Origin of the sequence: Bradyrhizobium sp. BR13661 (assembly GCF_029892425.1) — a bacterium.
Taxonomy (GTDB): Bacteria; Pseudomonadota; Alphaproteobacteria; order Rhizobiales; family Xanthobacteraceae; genus Bradyrhizobium.
Genome location: NZ_JARXWB010000041.1, coordinates 46,814 through 64,544 on the forward strand (window position 1 = coordinate 46,814; position 17,731 = coordinate 64,544).

Below are 17,731 nucleotides of genomic sequence, written 5' to 3' on the forward strand. Positions count from 1 at the left end.
TCGGATTGTTGCACGCCGGTGACAGACTCCACATTTGACCGGTCCTAAGGTGGTGCCTACGGGCTCACAAAACCCATGGTAGCGCCACTTCAATGCTTCGCATGGGAATTGGGAGCGTCGCAGGATGATTTCAGACTGTTTTCAGCCTGGCTTGCCAGTGACCAACTGGCTCGCTGGCAAAAGGCGATGTTGTCATGAGATTGCGGCACCTCGTATTCGGGGCCGCTTGCCTGTCGCTGACCGGCTGCGGCACTTACATTCCAAGCCAAAGGGATTGGCCTAAATCCAGCTCGCGCGAAGTCGAGGATATGAATTCGACGCTCATTCGCAGTATCGTTTGCGAGTTGAGCTACGCGGTGACATTGGCGGTAAAATAGGATCTGGCTCAAGCTCGCGAACGAGCCAATCATCGCGTGTACAGCAGCTTTCTCGTCGGGTGGGGTGTCGAAGTTGCGACGGACTTGACGGTCTCGGAAAACTCGACTGTCAATCCGACCGGTCTTTGGGAGCCAGTGTCTCCACTCTCGCCGGTGTTCAGTCTCGCAGGCGGCATCAGCGGCGGTGCCGTTGCGATGAACGAGAACAACTTCAACGTCTTCTATCCGATCGCAGCGCTCTACAAGCCAAATCTCTTTCAACGTAACAGCACGGAGCGTCCTTGCCGCGATCCTTCCGGAAACAAAGAGGGCTCGCCACTGGTGGACATCGATCTGAAGATCCTGCCCCTGCTCGAGTCCCGCATTCAAATCGTCAAGCTCGGCCTGGCCAGCGATCCGGACAACGTCGAGCTGATCAAGGACGAGAAGAACGTCCTGACGCAAACAGTCTCGATCAAGGAGACGATTTCAGGCGACATCACACCGACGTGGAAGTTTACGACCGGCACGGTGAACCCGTCTGGAAACCTGTTCAGTGCAGGGCGCGAGCGAACGCATCAAGTCGTCTTCACCTTCGGACCCCTGGCAAAGGGCGGCAAGTCACTGTCGCCGCTGGCGCAGGCGTTTCATATCAATCAACAGCTTAGAGCCGGTCTGCGTGGTACCCGCATAATTCCGTAAGAGGAGGAACACAGTGAACGGCTCGCGCAAAAAAGCTGGTCAGGCCGCAAAGCCGAAGGACAAGGCGAAAAAGGCTCAAGCGATGCCGGCAAGGCAACCGCCTGCCGTCAATCTGCCGACTGCGAATCCGGGCGCGGATAATCGTGATGAACGCGTGCGCACGATGATCACAAACCTGGATGTGCCATCTCTGCACAGCGACGACATCACCGACATCCTGCTGCACTGCGCCTCGGTCCTCAATTTGCGAAACGCAATCGACAACCCAAATGCCTCATTGGCGCAGTCTTCCGCGCGCTACTGCTATACGAAATCGGGAGATGATCCGACGGTCAGTATCTGGAGCGGCGGCTTCAAGGTGGGAGAGACATCGGAAGCAAATGCCAGGGCCAGCGGTATCCCGCCCTGCGGGTGATCGCGCAATGCCCGCAAGCAAGCTCGGATGCCCGTCAGAGCGACATCGCGGTGAGGGTAGCGATAAATCTTTCCGCGACGTCACCGCGCGAGCACCGGATGCGCTCCCAAGAGCGGGTCTCTTCCTCGATGATCTGACGCTACCCGCCATTCAAAGCGGATGGTGGGTAGCGTATCCACAACTCGTCGGGGGTCGTAAGCGAATTGACCTATTCTAGATAGTAGGCATCAGAATATTCTGATCCGCTTAGGAGGACCCGCGGGAATGTATCTAAGTCTCATCGAAATCGTAAATTTCAGAAAGTTGCTTTCAGTCCGGATCGACCTCGCTGAGGAGAAGACGCTCTTTGTCGGAGCGAATAACAGCGGCAAGACGTCGGCAATGCTGGCGATGCGGCGATTTCTCATACCAAGGCAGCGCCAATTTCAAGTCCACGACATAACTCTTGTGCATTGGGGCGCGCTGAACAAGATCGGGGCAGATTGGATGGCGGCGCGCGCTGGCGGAACTGCACCAAACCTCAGCCTCGATATCTGGACACCGCACCTCCCGGCGATCGATGTTTGGCTACGGGTCGCTTCAACCGAACTCCACCACGTCAGCAAGCTGGTGCCTACGCTGGATTGGAACGGAGGTTTGCTTGGCGTTCGACTGAGGCTGGAGCCGAAGGATCCCGTGGAGTTTCACAAGGCCTTCGTGCAGGCAATGACGGACGCGACTGCCATAAGAGGGGCTAGCGCCGGGGCTTTGCCAGGATCCGAAGGGGACGAGCCGAAGAACCTTACAATCTGGCCGGCCGACATGATGGATTTCCTGACGCGTCGGTTAAATCAATATCTAATTGTAAGATCCTATCCACTCGATCCATCGAAGCTCGTCGAGCCAGAGAACTCGATTGCCGCACCCCAGCAGCTCGCGCCGCTCGTTCCCGCGCTCGACGGTGATCCGCTCGCCGGCCTGATACGAGTAAACGAGATCAACGCTCAGCGAGGATTTGGCGGCACACAGAATGAGCGAGAGGACGAGGAAGGTCTTGCGGCACGCTCACCAGAACGTCTGTCTGAGCAGCTGCGGGCCTATTATCGAAAGCATCTCGATCCCTCCGAATATCCGGAAGCGAGTGATCTGGATGCGCTTCGAGCGATCGAAGCCGCCCAGCAAGCGTTCGACCTCCGCCTCACCGAAAGCTTCAAAGCCGCCTTCTGAACTTCCTCCGAATGAGTGGACACCTGTAGTAGGCTCGTTGAGCCTGGAGGTGTTGAATGGAACGTGCACGTCGGTCGTTTACTGAAGAGTACAAGCGCGAGGCGGCGGGGTTGGTGGTGTCGAGCGGCCGCTCGATCGGGTCGGTAGCCAAGGAGCTCGGTCTGCGCGACTCAGTGCTGCGGCGCTGGGTCGATAAGCTCCGGCGCGAGCCGGCATCGGCGGCGTGGCGCCCCACCACGCAGGCGACGCCGATGTCGGCGGACCAGGCTTCGGAACTCGCCGTGTTGCGCCAGGAGAACGAGCGGCTGCGGATGGAACGCGACATTTTAAAAAAGTCGATCGCGATCTTTGCCGGAACCCGAACATGAGCTTTCGCTTCATCGAGGACCATCGCAACACCTATCCGGTGCGGCTGATGTGCGCCGTGCTCGAGGTCTCGCCGGCCGGCTACTACGCTTGGCGCGACCGCCCCGTGAGCGAGCGGGCAAAATCCCATGCCGCGCTGCTGGCCGAGATACGGCAGGTCCATCAGGACAGCAGCGGCCGCTACGGCAGTCCCCGCGTCCATGCCGCTCTGCGCAGGCAGGGACGCAGCGCCAGCCGCGGCCGGATCGAGCGGACGATGCGCCGGCATGGCATCCGCGCCATCACCGCAAAGCCACGCCGTGTGCGCACCACCGACAGCCGTCACGACCTGCCGATCGCACCGAACCTGGTCGCGCGCGACTTCACGGCGGAAGCCCCGAACCGGGTCTGGCTCGGCGACATCACCTACATCCCGACCGCCGAGGGGTGGCTTTATCTGGCCGCCGTCATGGATCTGTTCAGTCGGAAGATCGTCGGCTGGGCCATGCGCGATCACATGCAGGTCGAGCTCGCCTCCGCAGCCCTGACGATGGCAATCCGGGAGCGGCGGCCGCAGGCCGGATTGATCTGTCACACCGACCGGGGTGTGCAATACGCTTCGCACGCTTATCGCAGCACCCTTATGGAGGCCGGCATGACGGCATCAATGAGCCGCAGGGCCGATTGCTACGACAACGCCCCGATGGAAAGCTTCTTCCATACCCTGAAGACCGAGCTCGTCCATCATCGCAACTACAAGACCCGCACTGAGGCCCAGCGCGATATCTTCAGCTTCATCGAAGGATTCTATAACCGGACAAGGCTCCATTCCGCACTCGGATATATCCCCCCGATCGAGATGGAGCTAAAAGCCGCTTAACCCGTCCACTTTATCGGGGGAAGATCATTCATGGAGGTCGAAGGGCTTGGATACCCCGGAGTCACGGATCCCAAGCCGCGGGTAGCGACTCGAATACACCCTGTAGACGGTCTGAACCATCAGACCGCCATTACCTTCGAAGTGGACGTGGTGCGCGAAGGCGGCGAATTGGTGCCGATCGCGAGGTTGCCGGAGGCAAACAACGGCCTCGGCTATCAAAACCTTATCTCCATGATTTTCCGCCTGATGAGCTTTCGCGACGCATGGATGCGGGTTGGCAAGGCCGCACGTAACCCCGATGCGACTGAATTCGAGCCCTTGCATCTCGTGCTTGTTGAAGAGCCGGAAGCGCACCTGCACGCGCAAGTCCAACAGGTATTTATCAAGAAAGCGTACGACGTTCTCCGGGCGCATGAGGATTTACGTTCCAGCACTTTGCTGAGGACTCAGCTAATTGTCAGCACGCATTCCAGTCACGTCGCCCACGAAATCCAGTATGATTGCTTGAGATACTTCCGGCGCCTTCCTGCGGGCTTGAACGGCATTGCGGTTCCCGTCTCTATCGTCGTGAACCTCACCAATGCGTTCGGACAGTCGGATGAGACATCGCGCTTTGTCGCTCGTTACCTGCGCGCCCAGCACGCGGATTTATTCTTTGCTGATGCTCTTATCCTTGTCGAGGGAACTGCCGAGCGCGTGTTACTTCCGCACTTCATTCGCCGCGGCTTCCCAAGGGTGGACCAGGGGTATGTCACCATTCTCGAGGTGGGCGGTAGCCATGCACATAGGCTCAAGCCGCTCGTCCATCACCTAGGGCTCACCACATTGGTGATCACGGATCTCGATGCCCAGGAGAGGAAAGTGACTCCTGCAACAGAAACGGCCAAAGAGAAGATCAGCTATCACGCCGCCCAGCCGAAGCTGGGTGCCGGGCTTACGACGAACAACGACACGCTCAAAACCTGGTTGCCGCAGAAATCGAGCCTTGATGAGTTGCTGGATGGAGCCGTAATCAAGAGGCTTCCGGGTGTTCTGATGCACGAGGTCTGCGTGGCGTACCAAACGCCGGTCGAGGTCGTTTGGCCAGAGACCGCCACGACTGCGCAGACTGCTCTGCCTTACACATTCGAAGATGCGCTCGCGTTTGAGAACATGGCGTTCTTCGGGCGCTTGGAAGGCGCGGGCTTGGTCCGAAAGTTCCGAGAGGCGATTGCGGGCGCAACGGACGTAGCAAAGATCGGAGAACAGTTATTCGAGGCCCTCCGAAACAACGCGGACAAAGGAGCTTTTGCACTGAATATTCTGGTGGCGGAGGATTTCGAAAGTCTCAAGATCCCGCGCTACATCGGAGAGGGGCTTGAGTGGCTGGACAACCAACTGAGAAGAAAGCAGGTTGAACTACTCTCGACGGAACCGGAGGTTGCAGATGCCTGATCATCTGCGCAGCGACGATGATCATCGCGATTCAGACGCCGATCGGGTCATTGCGACATGCCTGGACTTGGATCACCCCAGAAGCTTCTTTCTGTTTGCCGGTGCCGGCTCCGGAAAGACGCGTTCTTTGGTTGAGGCTATCAAGCACATAAGACAGAGCTCTGGACGGCGTCTGGCGCTGTCCCGGCAAAAGCTCGGTGTCATCACCTACACCAATGCGGCCTGCGACGAGATTCTTCGCCGGTTGGACTATGATCCGCGCATTGACGTCTCGACGATACACGCCTTCGCTTGGTCCTTGATATCCGGGCACAATGAGGACATCCGGTCTTGGGTAAGGACGTCATTGACGAACCGAATTGCGGAGCTTGAGACAACAGTCGCCGGTACGAAGAATCGGTCGACCAAGACCTACCAAGAGAACGTCCGGTCGCTTGAGAGCCGCAAGCGGCGCCTGGCCGCTCTCGATGGAATCGTGAAGTTCGTTTACAGCCCGACCGGAGACAATCGGACCCGAGACGCGTTGAACCACGCTGAGGTGATCGGCATCACATCAGAGTTTCTCACGTCAAAAGGCACGCTTCAGCGCCTCTTGATTTCGCGATACCCGATTTTGCTGGTAGACGAGAGCCAGGATACGAACCGTCACCTCATGGAAGCGTTGCTGAAAGTTCAGCGTGACAATGCGGAGCATTTTGGGCTCGGCTTACTCGGGGACACGATGCAGCGCATTTACGCCGACGGTAAGGTCGATCTTGGCCAAGGCCTGCACGGCTGGGTCTTCCCGCGCAAGGCTATGAACCATAGGTGTCCTCACCGGGTCATTCGCCTACTCAACCGCATTCGCAGCGAAGTGGATGACGTCGTTCAGATTGGGCGCGAGGACAAGCCGGAGGGACACGTCAGGTTGTTCGCGGTTCAGGAAGCCGGCAGCGATAAGCAGCGCGTCGAGCAGCACGTCGTCGATAGAATGGCGGAAGTCACAGGCGATCCAGCCTGGAAAGATCAGCCTCGCAACTTCAAAACGCTGACGTTGGAACACCATATGGCGGCGGTGCGGTTCGGCTTTGCCGAGATGTTTCGCCCGCTCTATCGAGAAAGCCGCGTTCAGACCTCGCTTCTCGAAGGAACGTCTCCGTCGTTGAATTTCTTCAGTGGACAGGTGCTGCCGGCAGTCAAAGCGCTGCGGTCAAATGACGCGTTTGCCCTCACAAGCATTGTTCGCGAGTCTTCACCTCTGCTCGCTCCGGACGCTCTCAAATCGGGGGGCAGCGAGCAGCTCAGGCTTGCAAAGAATGCGGCAGATGCTCTGCTCGCGTTGTTCGCATCGTCGCACAAGCCGACGTTCCGGGAAGTGCTGGAGAATGTTGCGGCCAGCGGGCTTTTTGATGTTCCGGAGGCGTTGGCGCCGTTTGCGGCGCCGGACGATACTTCCTCGGATGAGAGTGAGGAGCGAGAGGCCGGAGAGATCTTGGCCTGGCGCGAGATGCTGAACACCAACTTCGAGCAAATTGAGGCCTACAACGAATACGTCAGCGGAAAATCACCGTTTGGTACACATCAAGGCGTAAAGGGGCTCGAGTTTCCGCGAGTCATGGTAGTTATAAGTGACGAGGAGGCGCGGGGCTTCCTGTTCAAATACGACAAGCTCTTTGGTGTTGAACCGCCCAGCGATACCGACCGCAAGAATCTGGCCGCCGGCTCGGAAACGAGCAACGACAGAACCCGGCGCCTCCTCTATGTCACCTGTAGTCGGGCGGAGGAGAGCCTGGCCATCGTATGCTACACAAAGGCGCCCGAGGAGCTGGTGCGCAAGGTCGTCGAGCGCGAGTGGTTCGCGAGCGGCGAAGCCGAGGTGGTTGTGGTGTGATCTGTGAGCGAAGTGGTGTTGCCGTTGCCGTTGCGGTCATCCAAGGTTGCTTGAAGGAGCAAACAAAGCCGACGGCTGGGCACGTCGGGCGGGGGAGCGGCGAGGTGTTTGCCGGCACGGATGTAGGGGTTCATGAGACCTCGTCCTCAAGCCAATGCCGATATTTAGTGTACCGTTGCGTCGATCGTTCGTCTGTCCGACGCACGAGAATCAATGTGCTTTGGGGGGAAAATGCCCGCAACTGCCTTTTCAGTCAGATTCGCCCGCGAACTCGATGTGGACCAGCTCGCGATGTTGATGACAGGCCAGAATCCGACGTCGGAACGAGATGGAGCTGAGCTTCTGAGCGCGTCTGGCGACGCGATCCGCGCCGACATCCAATGCTCATCGTGCGGTAAGTTCGGCGCTCGCGTGGTTCGCTCCGCAAGATCGCGCGCATCGAGGGCCGTTCTCCGGCAAGCGCACTTCAGGTTCGTCGATCCCAATGGCGGCAACGCCCACCACCCATTCTGTGTCATTCGGCCTGCAATATTGACCCCCTAAGCCGGGGGATCGGCGTCCAAAATTGACCCCCTGTAGGTTGGTCTGTTGCGCTGCCTGCTTTGGAATGAAGCAGGTGGTCGGGGATGCTGGTCGTGGAGACGATTGCGCGGATTCGGCGCGAGCACTTCATCAAGGGCAAGACGATCAAGGAGATCGCCCGCGACCTGAAGGTGTCGCGGAACACGGTCCGGAAGGTGCTGAGGTCCGGAGAGACCTCCTTCGAGTACGAGCGGCAGGTGCAGCCGCGGCCAAAGCTGGGACGATGGGCCGTAGAGCTTGACGGATTGCTCGCGGCGAACGCGGTTAAATCGGCTCGTGAACAGCTGACGTTGATCCGGATCTTCGAAGAGCTGCGCGGCCGCGGCTATGACGGCGGTTACGATGCGGTGCGGCGTTACGCCAGGCGGTGGAGCAAAGAACGCGGGCAATCGACCGCGGCTGCTTATGTCCCGCTGAGCTTTGCACCGGGCGAAGCGTACCAGTTCGACTGGAGCCACGAGGTGGTCCTGCTGAGCGGCACCACGGTGATGGTCAAGGCCGCCCATGTCCGCCTCTGCCACAGCCGCATGCTGTTCGTGCGGGCCTATCCGCGCGAGACGCAGGAGATGGTTTTCGACGCCCACGACAGGGCGTTCGCCCTGTTCAAGGGCACCTGCACGCGCGGCATCTACGATAACATGAAGACTGCGGTTGAGACGATCTTCGTCGGCAAGGATCGCCGCTATAATCGCCGCTTCCTGCAGATGTGCAGCCACTATCTGGTTGATCCGGTTGCCTGCACGCCAGCGTCGGGCTGGGAGAAGGGGCAGGTCGAGAACCAGGTCGGGCTGGTCCGGGAGCGCTTCTTCACGCCGCGGCTGCGGTTCAAAAGTCTGGACGAGTTAAATGCCTGGCTGCTCGACAAATGCATCGCCTACGCCAAGGCACATCGCCATCCGGAGCTGATCGATCAGACGATCTGGGACGTGTTCGAAGCCGAACGCCCCAAGCTCGTGCCCTACGCCGGCCGCTTCGACGGCTTCCATGCGGTGACGGCGTCGGTCTCGAAGACCTGCCTGGTGCGCTTCGATAACAACAAGTACTCGGTCGCAGCCAGCGCCGTCGGGCGCCCGGTCGAGGTTCAAGCCTATGCCGATCGCATCGTGATCCGTCAGGATGGAGGCATCGTTGCCGAGCACCCGCGATCCTTTGGCCGCGGCGATACCGTCTACGACCCTTGGCATTATGTGCCAGTGCTCGCCCGCAAACCCGGCGCCTTGCGCAACGGTGCTCCTTTCAAAGACTGGGTGCTGCCGGCCGCGATCGAGCGGATCCGGCGCAAGCTTGCCAGCACCGACGATGGCAATCGGCAGATGGTCGACATCCTCAACGCGGTGCTGACTGACGGTCTGCCTGCAGTGGAAGCGGCCTGTGCCGAAGCGCTCAGTCACAGCGTCCATTCCGCCGATGTCGTGCTCAATATCCTGGCCCGTCAACGTGAACCCGCTCCACCAGCAAACATCATGACGCCAGCCGCACTGACGCTCCGTCATGCGCCGATCGCCGATTGTGCCCGCTACGACAACCTCCGGAGGACCATCTGATGGAACGAACCCAAATCTTCGACCTCATGGGCGAACTCAAGCTCTACGGCATGAAGGCTGCCTTCGACGAGATCATGGCAATCGCCGTCAAGCGCCAGCACGAACCTCAGCGCATTGTCGGCGACCTGCTCAACGCCGAGGTCAACGAGAAGCAAGCCAGGTCAATCAAATACCAGCTCACCATTTGCAAGCTGCCGCTTGCCAAGGACATCGCCGACTTCCAGTTCGACGGCACCCCGATCAATCAGACCCTCGTCAATGATCTAGCTGGCGGCGGCTTCATTGCCCAACAACGCAACGTCGTGCTGGTTGGCGGCACCGGCACAGGCAAGACCCACCTGGCCATTGCCATCGCCAGAAGCTGCATCCGATCCGGTGCCCGCGGCCGCTTCTTCAACGTAGTCGACCTCGTCAATCGCCTCGAGACCGAGACCCGCAATGGACGGCAAGGTCGGCTCGCCGAGCATCTGACCAGGATGGACTTCATCGTTTTGGATGAACTCGGCTATTTGCCCTTCGCCCAGTCCGGTGGCCAGCTTCTCTTCCACCTCGTCAGCAGGCTCTATGAGCGCGCCTCCGTCATCGTGACCACCAATCTCGCCTTCGGCGAATGGCCGAGCGTGTTCGGCGACGCCAAAATGACTACCGCGCTGCTCGACCGATTGACCCATCACTGCGACATTGTCGAGACCGGCAACGATAGCTGGCGATTCAAGAGCCGAGACGACGATCACGCCACCCGCGCTCGTCTCGCCTCCGCTATCCCGGCCAGCTCCGACGAGACGAGCGCTACCGCCAAAGCTCGCCGCGCGAAGGGGTCAAAATTGGACGCCGATGAGGGGCGCATTGCCTCACCCAGAATGTTACTGGACAACTTCTCGCCGATGAATGCAGCAGCGCCACCAAATCGGTTCTGTGGCCTCTATGGCGGGAAAGATCAGCATGGGCGCGAGGCGCGAAGTGTTGTCGGCGGTGATGGAGCGTTACCGGTCGGCCAAACGGGCGGAGAAGGGGCGCATCCTCGACGAGCTGTGCGCGACGACGGGTTGGCATCGCAAGCATGCGGTGCGCGCACTCCGGCGACGCGCAACGGTTGGGCCCGGCGCAATCGAGGCACCTCGAGAGCGCAAGCGTAGATATGGTGCGACGATCAAGGACGCGATGACGGCGCTGTGGGAGGCGTCGGATCGGGTGTGCGGCAAGCGCCTCAAGGTGATGATCCCGACCTTGTTGCCAGCGCTGGAGCAACATGGCCGATTGCAGCTTGGCCAGCCGGACCGTGATCGTGTTCTGGTCATCAGCGCCGCAACCATCGATCGCCTGCTCGTCGATGCGAAGATCGCGGCGAGCGGCGGTAGGCGGCGCCGTGCCGGATTTTATTCGGCAATCCGGCGCGAGGTCCCGATCCGCACCTTCAATGACTGGAACAGCCCGCCGCCCGGTTTCTGCGAAGTTGACATGGTCGCCCATGGCGGCACGTCGGTGGCAGGTTCGTTCATCCAGACCCTGACGATGGTCGATGTCGCCACGGGCTGGACGGAGTGCCTGCCGTTGGTGACGCGGGAAGGTTCGCTGGTCGTCGAGGCGATCAATCGCGCACAGAGCCTGTTCCCCTGGCTCTTGCGCGGTGTGGACTTCGACAACGACAGCGCCTTCATGAACGATGTCGTCGTGCCATGGTGTCGCGAACAGAAGCTCGAAGTTACACGCTCGCGCGCGTACAAGAAGAACGACCAAGCGTTCGTCGAGCAGAAGAATGGTGCCGTCGTCCGCCGCCTTATGGGCTATGGCCGCTTCGATGGCGTCGAGACGGCGCGCGTGATGGGCCGCCTCTATGCGGCGGCACGGCTCTACGTCAACTTCTTCCAGCCGTCATTCAAGCTGAAGGAGAAGCGGCGCGAAGGGGCTAAAGTGATCAAGCGTTATCATCTCCCATCGACGCCCTATGAGCGTGCATTGGCGCATCCCAAGGTGACTGCCGCCGTGAAGAAACGGCTGCGCGATCAGTATCGGTCGCTCGATCCGGTCGGGCTGTTGGCCGAGATTCGCGCAACCCAGGACGAACTCGGCAATCGCGTCGATCGTCGTGCCGGACGGGCGCGCGGCCTGCAACCCGCTTACACGAGCACCGCGCCGGCGATCGCAGCGACCTTCGCGAAGACGCTCGGTAGGACGGCGTCGGTCGGCGAGACCCGTGCTACGCACCGTCGCACCCGTCGGCCCTACAAGACCAGGGTTCGCATGCCGTCGAAGCTCGACCCGCATATTGCTGTGATCGAGGGTTGGCTCGCCGAGCAGCCGCAGCTAACTGCGCTCGCCATTGTCTGCCGGCTGAGCGAGAAATGCCCTGAGGAGTTCGGGCCGAAGCAGCATTCTATTGTACAGCGTCTGCTGAGGGTGCTTCGACGGAAGACTGCTAAGCAGTTGGTCGCGGAGAAGCCGCATGGCGACGCCGCGACTGTGGCCCCATTTCCCGGGGTTGTGGACGGCTCGGGCTATGTAGGGCCCGACCCGCCCACAGCCCCTATCACCGAGCAAGCCGGGAAAGCTACCTGGCGCGGCCCATCAATCGACCTCGGATCGTCATCGGCCACGGCGCCACCAGGGTAACATCTGCAAGTGAGGCAATACGAGGGGTCAAATTTGAACGCCGATTGACACATTCTGCGAGTTCTACGGCGATGACGAGGATCGATCCGCGCAGGCAAGCCTCATCGACTTCGGTTCGGAGAAAAGCACAGAAACAAGGGCCGTGAGACTCCTCGTATGCAAAGGTATCGAGCAAGGGTTATTTGACCAACGGCGTATTCGGGACATGCGCCAATGGTTTTTCGATCTCAAGTCTGGCAGCCGCTTCACCCTGACAACGTCGCCAGAGGCGATTTCCTGGACGCGAGCACTCCATCGTCATCCCAGCTACCAGCGCTGGACATTCCACCCAGTTCAGGCGGAAATGCCCGCATTCAATTGGAAAGCCGCAGCCAGGTATCAGTTCACCGAAGATCATGAGCACCTGTTCCTTCTGGTAAGGGGTGTCCCAATCGACGACGGGAGTTGTCGACAAGCGGGAGAGCTCCTTCGGAAGCACCATCAGCGCGAGGTGTTCGATCCGACTGTACTCCAGCGCTACTACGACGCGGCGGTCTCGCTTGCCGCCTTCGTCGCGGTGAATGGCGGAATCGATATTGGTAAAGTCCGTCCGGAGTCTTTTAGGTTAAAAGGAGCACCGGTCGCATTGCTTGCCTTGTGCGCCTTGGTGCTGTTCGTTTCGAATTGGGATATGAATGCCGCCATCACAGCCTTCTCCAGGTTGTTGTTGGCGCCGGCGCCGAGTGACCTCACGCTCGGTAACGTTATCGGCCTAAACCCATTTCACGAGTACGCGGCGTGGCGGCTCGTTATCGTCTCTGGGCAAGTGGCTGCCAAAAGCCCCGGCGAACTGGACTACAATCGCCAGCTTGCCGCAACTGAGGCTGCGCTTCGTGAGCAGCATCGTCGGTGGAAAGAGCAGCAATCCTAGCACGGGCCGAGCCACATCCGAGCGCGTTCCACAGGCGCATAGGGTGATTGTGTGATAGCGTGGCGTAGGAGGAATAGCATCGAGCTACCCAACGAGATCGAGGCTAAATAATCAGGCAAAGGAACGAGTTCGCGCCAGCGACGATAATGCGCGGCCCCAGACAACGTCATTGTCTGAGAAGTGTCTCTATGGCCTTTCTGCGTGCCAGTTCGTCGATCAATTTGTCCAGGTAGCGAATCTCTTGCATCGTTGGTTCTTTGATGTCCTCGACGCGCACGCCGCGAATCACGCCCTTGATCAGTGCCCGCGACGGATTGAGCCGAGGCACTTCCGCAAAGAAGGTCTCGAAATCGGCCTTGCGTGCTAGCTCTGCCTCGAGGTCCTTTGGACCATAGCCGGTCAGCCACGCGATGATTTGATCGACCTCGGCCTTGGTCCGCCCCTTTTTCTCGGCCTTGGCAACGTAGAGCGGGTAAACGCTGGCGAAGCTCGTCGTGTAGATCCGGTGTTTTGCCATGGCGCCACTTTCTTGAAGACAGCCGGTCATGCGACAGGCAAGCATATCAGGCGCAAAGGCCTTCAGTCCGCGACATACGGTATCGCGGAGCGTTTGATTGCAAGACGCATGTGATGGGTGGCCAGCAGTGCCTCGACCGCCCAGACCTGCTGCGGCGCGAGGGCCGGCCCGACGATGATTTCTTCGATGCCGCAGTTGTTGGGGTGCGAGGTCGAATTGTGGATGATGACTTCGTTGAACTGACATGACCGGTAGGGAACGAGTCCGGCAGGGGAGAGGCGCGTTTTCAGCCCGGGCGGCCAGGACACATCGGCCCAGACCAGTCGGGATTCGCACTCCTCACGGAAATGCTCGTTCTTGAGAACGAGTGCCGTTTTCAGCGCATGCGGCCACCATCGCTTGACTTGGGCGCGAGCGCCTTCCGGCTCGTCCGTTCCTTCCAACAGAAGCGCAATGAGCAGAGCGACAGCCGCGTCGGCGGCCGCGTGCTGTTGTGCGGTGTCGTAGATCACGGGGGTGATGTCGAAGCCCTGCGCGGCGGCGTTCTGCACCAGCCAGTCCGCGTCGAAGCCGATCGAGAAACCCTGTCCGTGGTTATAACCGCGCCATTGCGACAGCAGATCACCGTTGGAGGTGAGGGACCCGACGAACGCATGTACGCTTTCACTGTGCGCTCGAAACAGCGTTATCGTCTCCCAGGCGAGCGACGATATCTGCCCGATCTCGGCGCTCCGGCGCTCGATGGCTGCGATCACGATGTCCCAGCCGTGCCGAAACTCGGACGTGTCGTTGAGAAAGCGGTAATGCGACGTCCACAGGGATTTGCTGGCAACGATGCCATAAAGGCCTGCGGCGGAGGTGTAGTGGTACAAAATCATGCGGTGTGGGCGGCTCTTGCGATGAAGTTCAGACAATTACGATCCCGGGCTGCTTGCGGTCGACCTCGACAAGCAGGTCGCGAATGTCCCGAACGCTGATCCGGATTGAGATCACGCTTTTCGAGAATGGACGACGGCGGGCTGTGCGCCAGCGAACGGTGACGCGAATAAGCTGATCGGCCTGATTGCCCTCCAGTGTTGTCTTAAGAATCCTAATCTCGGCCTTTTCGCCAGGAGATATCACCGCAATTGGACGCTCCTCATCAGCACCATTCACCTGATGCGTTGCAGCCCTGAGGACGTCGCGCAGTGCTGCTCCTTCCGAAAAGCCGAGCAGCGACGGCGAGGCCTGGACGCTCTCGACGATAATGGTCTCGTCTTTCGTGTTGAAGACGTGCAGCTCGATGCCGCCGCTCGTGGTGTCAAAGTTGAGCCGGGGCGACTTTCCGACCACGCGGCCGTAGACCGCCTTCGCAGCAGAGGCGGCGCCGGGCAGGAGCTTGGAGAGGCCAAGCCATTCGCCGATCACGCCACAACCCGTGACAGAGCCCGGATCGCTACCTCTTCGATGTCACCGGCGGCGTCGATCAGTTGGCAAAGGCGCGGCGACCCGTCCTCCAGGATGTTCGCGGCATCGAGGTAGATTCTTGCCCTCGATAGCGCATCGAGCCAGATGGGCGGGACGTCGGTCAACGACGGGCACGCCAGCATCTCGTCGACCTCGACGCTAGGCGGGATGCCGGCCGAAACGATGTCGGATCGTTGCATCATGTCGGGACCTAAATTGGGAGCTAATCGGTCCGAAAACATATCCGATTCGGTTGCGCCTTGCGCGGGCGCAGAGGACAGCGCCCAGGGTTTTGGCGGGTTACCTGGCCGGTTGCTGTTGTTTGGGAGCGATGTTCTTATCAAATATAGAACAAATAGGGAAATAGCATTGTAGGTTAGTTGTCGCCGCTTTCAACAATCCACCAGTGACAATTCTGGCCACCGCGTAAAGGGTTCTTGGGGTAGACGTGAGAGCCGAGCAAGGCCCTTGATGATGGTGGCGGTCTTCGAGAGATCGCGCGAGCTCAATATGGAACATCGCAGTGCCAATTGGTACCGTTACGCGATCGTCAACATCATCTGCGCCGCATGCGTTGTTGTTGGGACCGAACCTCAGGATCGCCGTGACGCCATCGCCGCGTCCCCTCTGCCGCCTCCATAGGGAAGCAAAGCGACCTGATTCCCGGTCGGGGGCGACTAACTAGCTCGCTCTCCGCTCAGAGACGGCAGAGGTTTCAAGCAGCGGCACTTCGAGGCTCGGTATCTCCGGCATGGCCTTGCCAGCGATCGCCTGCAGGTCGCCGACCATGCCGACCGTCGACTCCACGACGGCCAGTATCTGCGTCTCCCGCTTGGCCCACTGACGACCCATGAACTTGCGCTCCTTGTCGAGGTCCTCACGCATGTCGTTGAACTTCTCGACCACCGCTTCGACGCGCTGCCGAAACTTCGTGCCGGTCAAATAGTGATAAACCTGCTCCATCTTGCTCTGCTGACCCTGCTGAACGAGGCGCGAGCTGCTCACATCGATCAGACCCTGGCGGAGCGCCACGGCGACCGGCAATGCGCATCGCGGATGAGCCACCCATACACCGTCGACCAGGTCAAATTGCTCGATATGTTTCGGCAGCGCATGGGAGATGATCAGAGCGACGTCGGCGCCGGAACGACGCTGGTCGTCACGCAATTTGGCGAGCCACCCGTCACTCCAAGCCTTCGTGCGCTTGGTTTCCCAAAGGATGATGCCGGCAGATTGGCCAATAGCACCATTCACCTGTTGAATAACGTCCGCCCCGAGCTCACCTTTGCCAACCGGCTCAATCGAATCGGTTGGAAAACGCCCGCGCAGAAGCTCTTCGAGCTCGAGCTCGAGAACCTCGCCTTGAGATTGCTGTGATCCCTGTTCGGCCTTGCGCTTGAGTTCCTCGATCGTGCGTGTCATCGACTCGATGGTCTGGTCCTTCTCGGCGACGCGCAAGCGCGCTGCCTCGTCGGCTTCCTGCCTGGCCTTGATCTGGATCTCACTGATCGAGGCCTGCACGCGCTTCTCTATCGTCAGGTCGAGCTCGCGCTTTTCCTCTTCGAGCGCCCGCTGCTGCCGCATCAGTTCAGCCTGCTGCTTTTGGGCCTCGGCAAGCTTCATGTTGTTGGAGAGCAGGGTGGCTCGCAGCTCCGCAGCTTCCGCCTCTTTCGTCTGTAGCTCGGCCGCGGCCGCCTCCCGCGCCTTCTTGCTTTCGGCCGCGACCAGCTGGGCGCGTTCGGCGGTCAATCGCCTCGCAACCTGGTCTTCGATTTGCGCGCGGTCCTTCGCCACCTGCTCGCGTTCCAGCCGCAGCGCCTCGGTCTTGCGCTCCATCTCGGCATCTTTGCTGGCCAGTTGCTCTTGAAAGCGCTGACGGGTTTCAGCGAGGAGGGGAGCGGCCAGCGACTCGGTCAGCCGGATTTCGTGATTGCAATTGGGGCAATGTAAGGTCGGCTCGTGCGAGGCGCCGGCTGCGGTTGCTTTGAAAGTCATGAACTCTCCCTCTCATCGGTGCGGCCGGATTCAACATCATCCTCGCTCGATTTCGATGTCGTAGCTCTCAATGTCCACAGCCGGGCGTCAATCAGCGGCCCGACCGGCGGGTTTTCCACGGAATCCGCATCGTCGACATATCGACGTACCAGCCCTGCCTGCGCGAGCTGTCGGGGGGCAATTCGCGAGCCGAACTATCCGACCTGGAATCTTCAGCCGTTGTCATGCCCAACAAGGATTTTGGCGCTGCGCACCTCCAACGGACGCCCGCGGATGAATGTCGGGAATCGACAGAGGCTCACGAATGCTCCTAAGATGCCGAGGAAGTAAGTTCGCGGAAGCCGGGTACGGGTGGGGCAGTGAACTTCCAGGTGACGGTTCTCAAGGTGCTGGTCAGCTATCCAGACGGGTTCGCCGCCATGGCGGACCTCAAGCGCGATATGGCGATCCTGGCGACCAGCGGACGGGACTGGGCCGAACGTACGAAGCGATTGGCGGCCCGCGTGCCCGACCTGGATATCTTCTCCCAAGGTCTCATCGGGCGGATGAACGGCGGCTGGCGTATCACCGACAAGGGACGCGCGGTTCTCGAGATCATGGAGGCGCGGCCCGCACCCGCCCCAACAACGGAACTGCCTCCCATCTGCGCGGTCGACGAGCCGACGCCGGCCACGACGCTGTCACCGATGCCTTTGATAGCGCCAGTTCGACGCATTCGGGAACGGAGGCGACGCCAACGCGACGCTGTCCGGCGAAGACGAGCGATTGCGTCATAACAAACCTAGTGAATCAGCGAATTTCGGGGTTCGTGAAATAAGAATTTGTTCCAAAGTATGCTGTTTCGGCTTTGGAGCTGGGTGAGTGAGTGTGAGTTTCCCGTTGATTTGACGATCTATTTCTCGCTCGCTGCGTCTCGGGC

The 17,731-nt window shown here is 60.0% G+C and carries 14 protein-coding genes and 2 pseudogenes; 11 read left to right on the plus strand and 5 right to left on the minus strand.

Features of this window, described 5'->3' with window-relative positions:
- Positions 1-413: 413 nt before the first annotated feature.
- The 10 genes and pseudogenes from M2427_RS38100 (at position 414) to M2427_RS38145 (ending at position 12,854) form a co-directional block, all read left to right on the plus strand.
- Positions 414-1,058: a hypothetical protein gene (locus tag M2427_RS38100; RefSeq protein WP_280711954.1), complete on the plus strand. Its 645-nt coding sequence runs from the start codon at positions 414-416 to the stop codon at positions 1,056-1,058.
- A gap of 13 nt (positions 1,059-1,071) precedes the next feature.
- The gene (locus tag M2427_RS38105; RefSeq protein WP_280711955.1) at positions 1,072-1,473 is read left to right on the plus strand and encodes a hypothetical protein; all 402 of its coding nucleotides are present in this window, start codon (positions 1,072-1,074) and stop codon (positions 1,471-1,473) included.
- Between the two features lie 264 nt (positions 1,474-1,737).
- Positions 1,738-2,679 carry an AAA family ATPase gene (locus tag M2427_RS38110; protein WP_280711956.1) on the plus strand — a complete coding sequence of 314 codons (942 nt, stop codon included), beginning with the start codon at positions 1,738-1,740 and terminating at the stop codon, positions 2,677-2,679.
- Positions 2,680-2,735: 56 nt separating this feature from the next.
- Positions 2,736-3,904 (plus strand): IS3 family transposase gene (locus M2427_RS38115; protein WP_152343783.1). Its coding sequence is split into 2 segments (ribosomal slippage): positions 2,736-3,024 and positions 3,024-3,904, totalling 1,170 coding nucleotides; the frame shifts between segments, so codons are not numbered across the junction.
- 30 nt (positions 3,905-3,934) lie between these two features.
- The gene (locus M2427_RS38120; protein WP_280711957.1) at positions 3,935-5,338 is read left to right on the plus strand and encodes an AAA family ATPase; all 1,404 of its coding nucleotides are present in this window, start codon (positions 3,935-3,937) and stop codon (positions 5,336-5,338) included.
- Positions 5,331-7,208, plus strand: a complete 1,878-nt coding sequence (locus M2427_RS38125) for a UvrD-helicase domain-containing protein (RefSeq protein ID WP_280711958.1) — start codon at positions 5,331-5,333, stop codon at positions 7,206-7,208. The genes M2427_RS38120 and M2427_RS38125 overlap by 8 nt, the downstream gene beginning before the upstream one ends.
- Positions 7,209-7,834: 626 nt before the next feature.
- Positions 7,835-9,325 (plus strand): annotated as a pseudogene (istA, locus tag M2427_RS38130) (IS21 family transposase); the annotation flags it as partial.
- Between the two features lie 8 nt (positions 9,326-9,333).
- Positions 9,334-10,056, plus strand: a pseudogene (istB, locus tag M2427_RS38135) (IS21-like element helper ATPase IstB); the annotation flags it as partial.
- 220 nt (positions 10,057-10,276) lie between these two features.
- Positions 10,277-11,944: a transposase family protein gene (locus tag M2427_RS38140; protein ID WP_280711959.1), complete on the plus strand. Its 1,668-nt coding sequence runs from the start codon at positions 10,277-10,279 to the stop codon at positions 11,942-11,944.
- 142 nt (positions 11,945-12,086) lie between these two features.
- Entirely contained in the window at positions 12,087-12,854 is a 768-nt protein-coding gene (locus M2427_RS38145; protein ID WP_280711960.1) for a hypothetical protein, read from the plus strand.
- 166 nt (positions 12,855-13,020) lie between these two features.
- Here M2427_RS38145 and M2427_RS38150 read toward each other — a convergent pair whose 3' ends face one another.
- From M2427_RS38150 to M2427_RS38170, 5 genes are all read right to left on the minus strand, one after another.
- Positions 13,021-13,371 carry a DUF2200 domain-containing protein gene (locus tag M2427_RS38150; protein WP_280711961.1) on the minus strand — a complete coding sequence of 117 codons (351 nt, stop codon included), beginning with the start codon at positions 13,369-13,371 and terminating at the stop codon, positions 13,021-13,023.
- A gap of 62 nt (positions 13,372-13,433) precedes the next feature.
- The gene (locus M2427_RS38155; protein ID WP_280711962.1) at positions 13,434-14,285 is read right to left on the minus strand and encodes a DUF2971 domain-containing protein; all 852 of its coding nucleotides are present in this window, start codon (positions 14,283-14,285) and stop codon (positions 13,434-13,436) included.
- Complete coding sequence (locus M2427_RS38160; protein ID WP_280711963.1) at positions 14,278-14,703, minus strand: hypothetical protein; 426 nt, start codon at positions 14,701-14,703, stop codon at positions 14,278-14,280. The genes M2427_RS38155 and M2427_RS38160 overlap by 8 nt, the downstream gene beginning before the upstream one ends.
- Positions 14,704-14,774: 71 nt before the next feature.
- Positions 14,775-15,020 (minus strand): hypothetical protein, encoded by a 246-nt coding sequence (locus M2427_RS38165; protein WP_280711964.1) that lies wholly within the window; start codon positions 15,018-15,020, stop codon positions 14,775-14,777.
- Between the two features lie 478 nt (positions 15,021-15,498).
- Positions 15,499-16,812 (minus strand): DUF2130 domain-containing protein, encoded by a 1,314-nt coding sequence (locus M2427_RS38170; protein ID WP_280711965.1) that lies wholly within the window; start codon positions 16,810-16,812, stop codon positions 15,499-15,501.
- Between the two features lie 359 nt (positions 16,813-17,171).
- On the opposite strand from M2427_RS38170, the gene M2427_RS38175 reads away from it, so the two are divergent.
- Positions 17,172-17,588, plus strand: coding sequence for a hypothetical protein (locus M2427_RS38175; protein WP_280711966.1), 417 nt, complete (start codon positions 17,172-17,174; stop codon positions 17,586-17,588).
- Positions 17,589-17,731 lie beyond the last annotated feature (143 nt).

What these genes read in the sequence shown, in the direction of transcription:
- M2427_RS38125 (WP_280711958.1), top strand. Translation starts at nt 5,331, where the DNA reads ATGCCTGATCATCTGCGCAGCGACGATGATCATCGCGATTCAGACGCC.
- M2427_RS38120 (WP_280711957.1), top strand. Translation starts at nt 3,935, where the DNA reads ATGGAGGTCGAAGGGCTTGGATACCCCGGAGTCACGGATCCCAAGCCG.
- M2427_RS38140 (WP_280711959.1), top strand. Translation starts at nt 10,277, where the DNA reads ATGGGCGCGAGGCGCGAAGTGTTGTCGGCGGTGATGGAGCGTTACCGG.
- M2427_RS38170 (WP_280711965.1), bottom strand. Translation starts at nt 16,812, where the DNA reads ATGACTTTCAAAGCAACCGCAGCCGGCGCCTCGCACGAGCCGACCTTA.
- M2427_RS38165 (WP_280711964.1), bottom strand. Translation starts at nt 15,020, where the DNA reads ATGATGCAACGATCCGACATCGTTTCGGCCGGCATCCCGCCTAGCGTC.
- M2427_RS38150 (WP_280711961.1), bottom strand. Translation starts at nt 13,371, where the DNA reads ATGGCAAAACACCGGATCTACACGACGAGCTTCGCCAGCGTTTACCCG.
- M2427_RS38110 (WP_280711956.1), top strand. Translation starts at nt 1,738, where the DNA reads ATGTATCTAAGTCTCATCGAAATCGTAAATTTCAGAAAGTTGCTTTCA.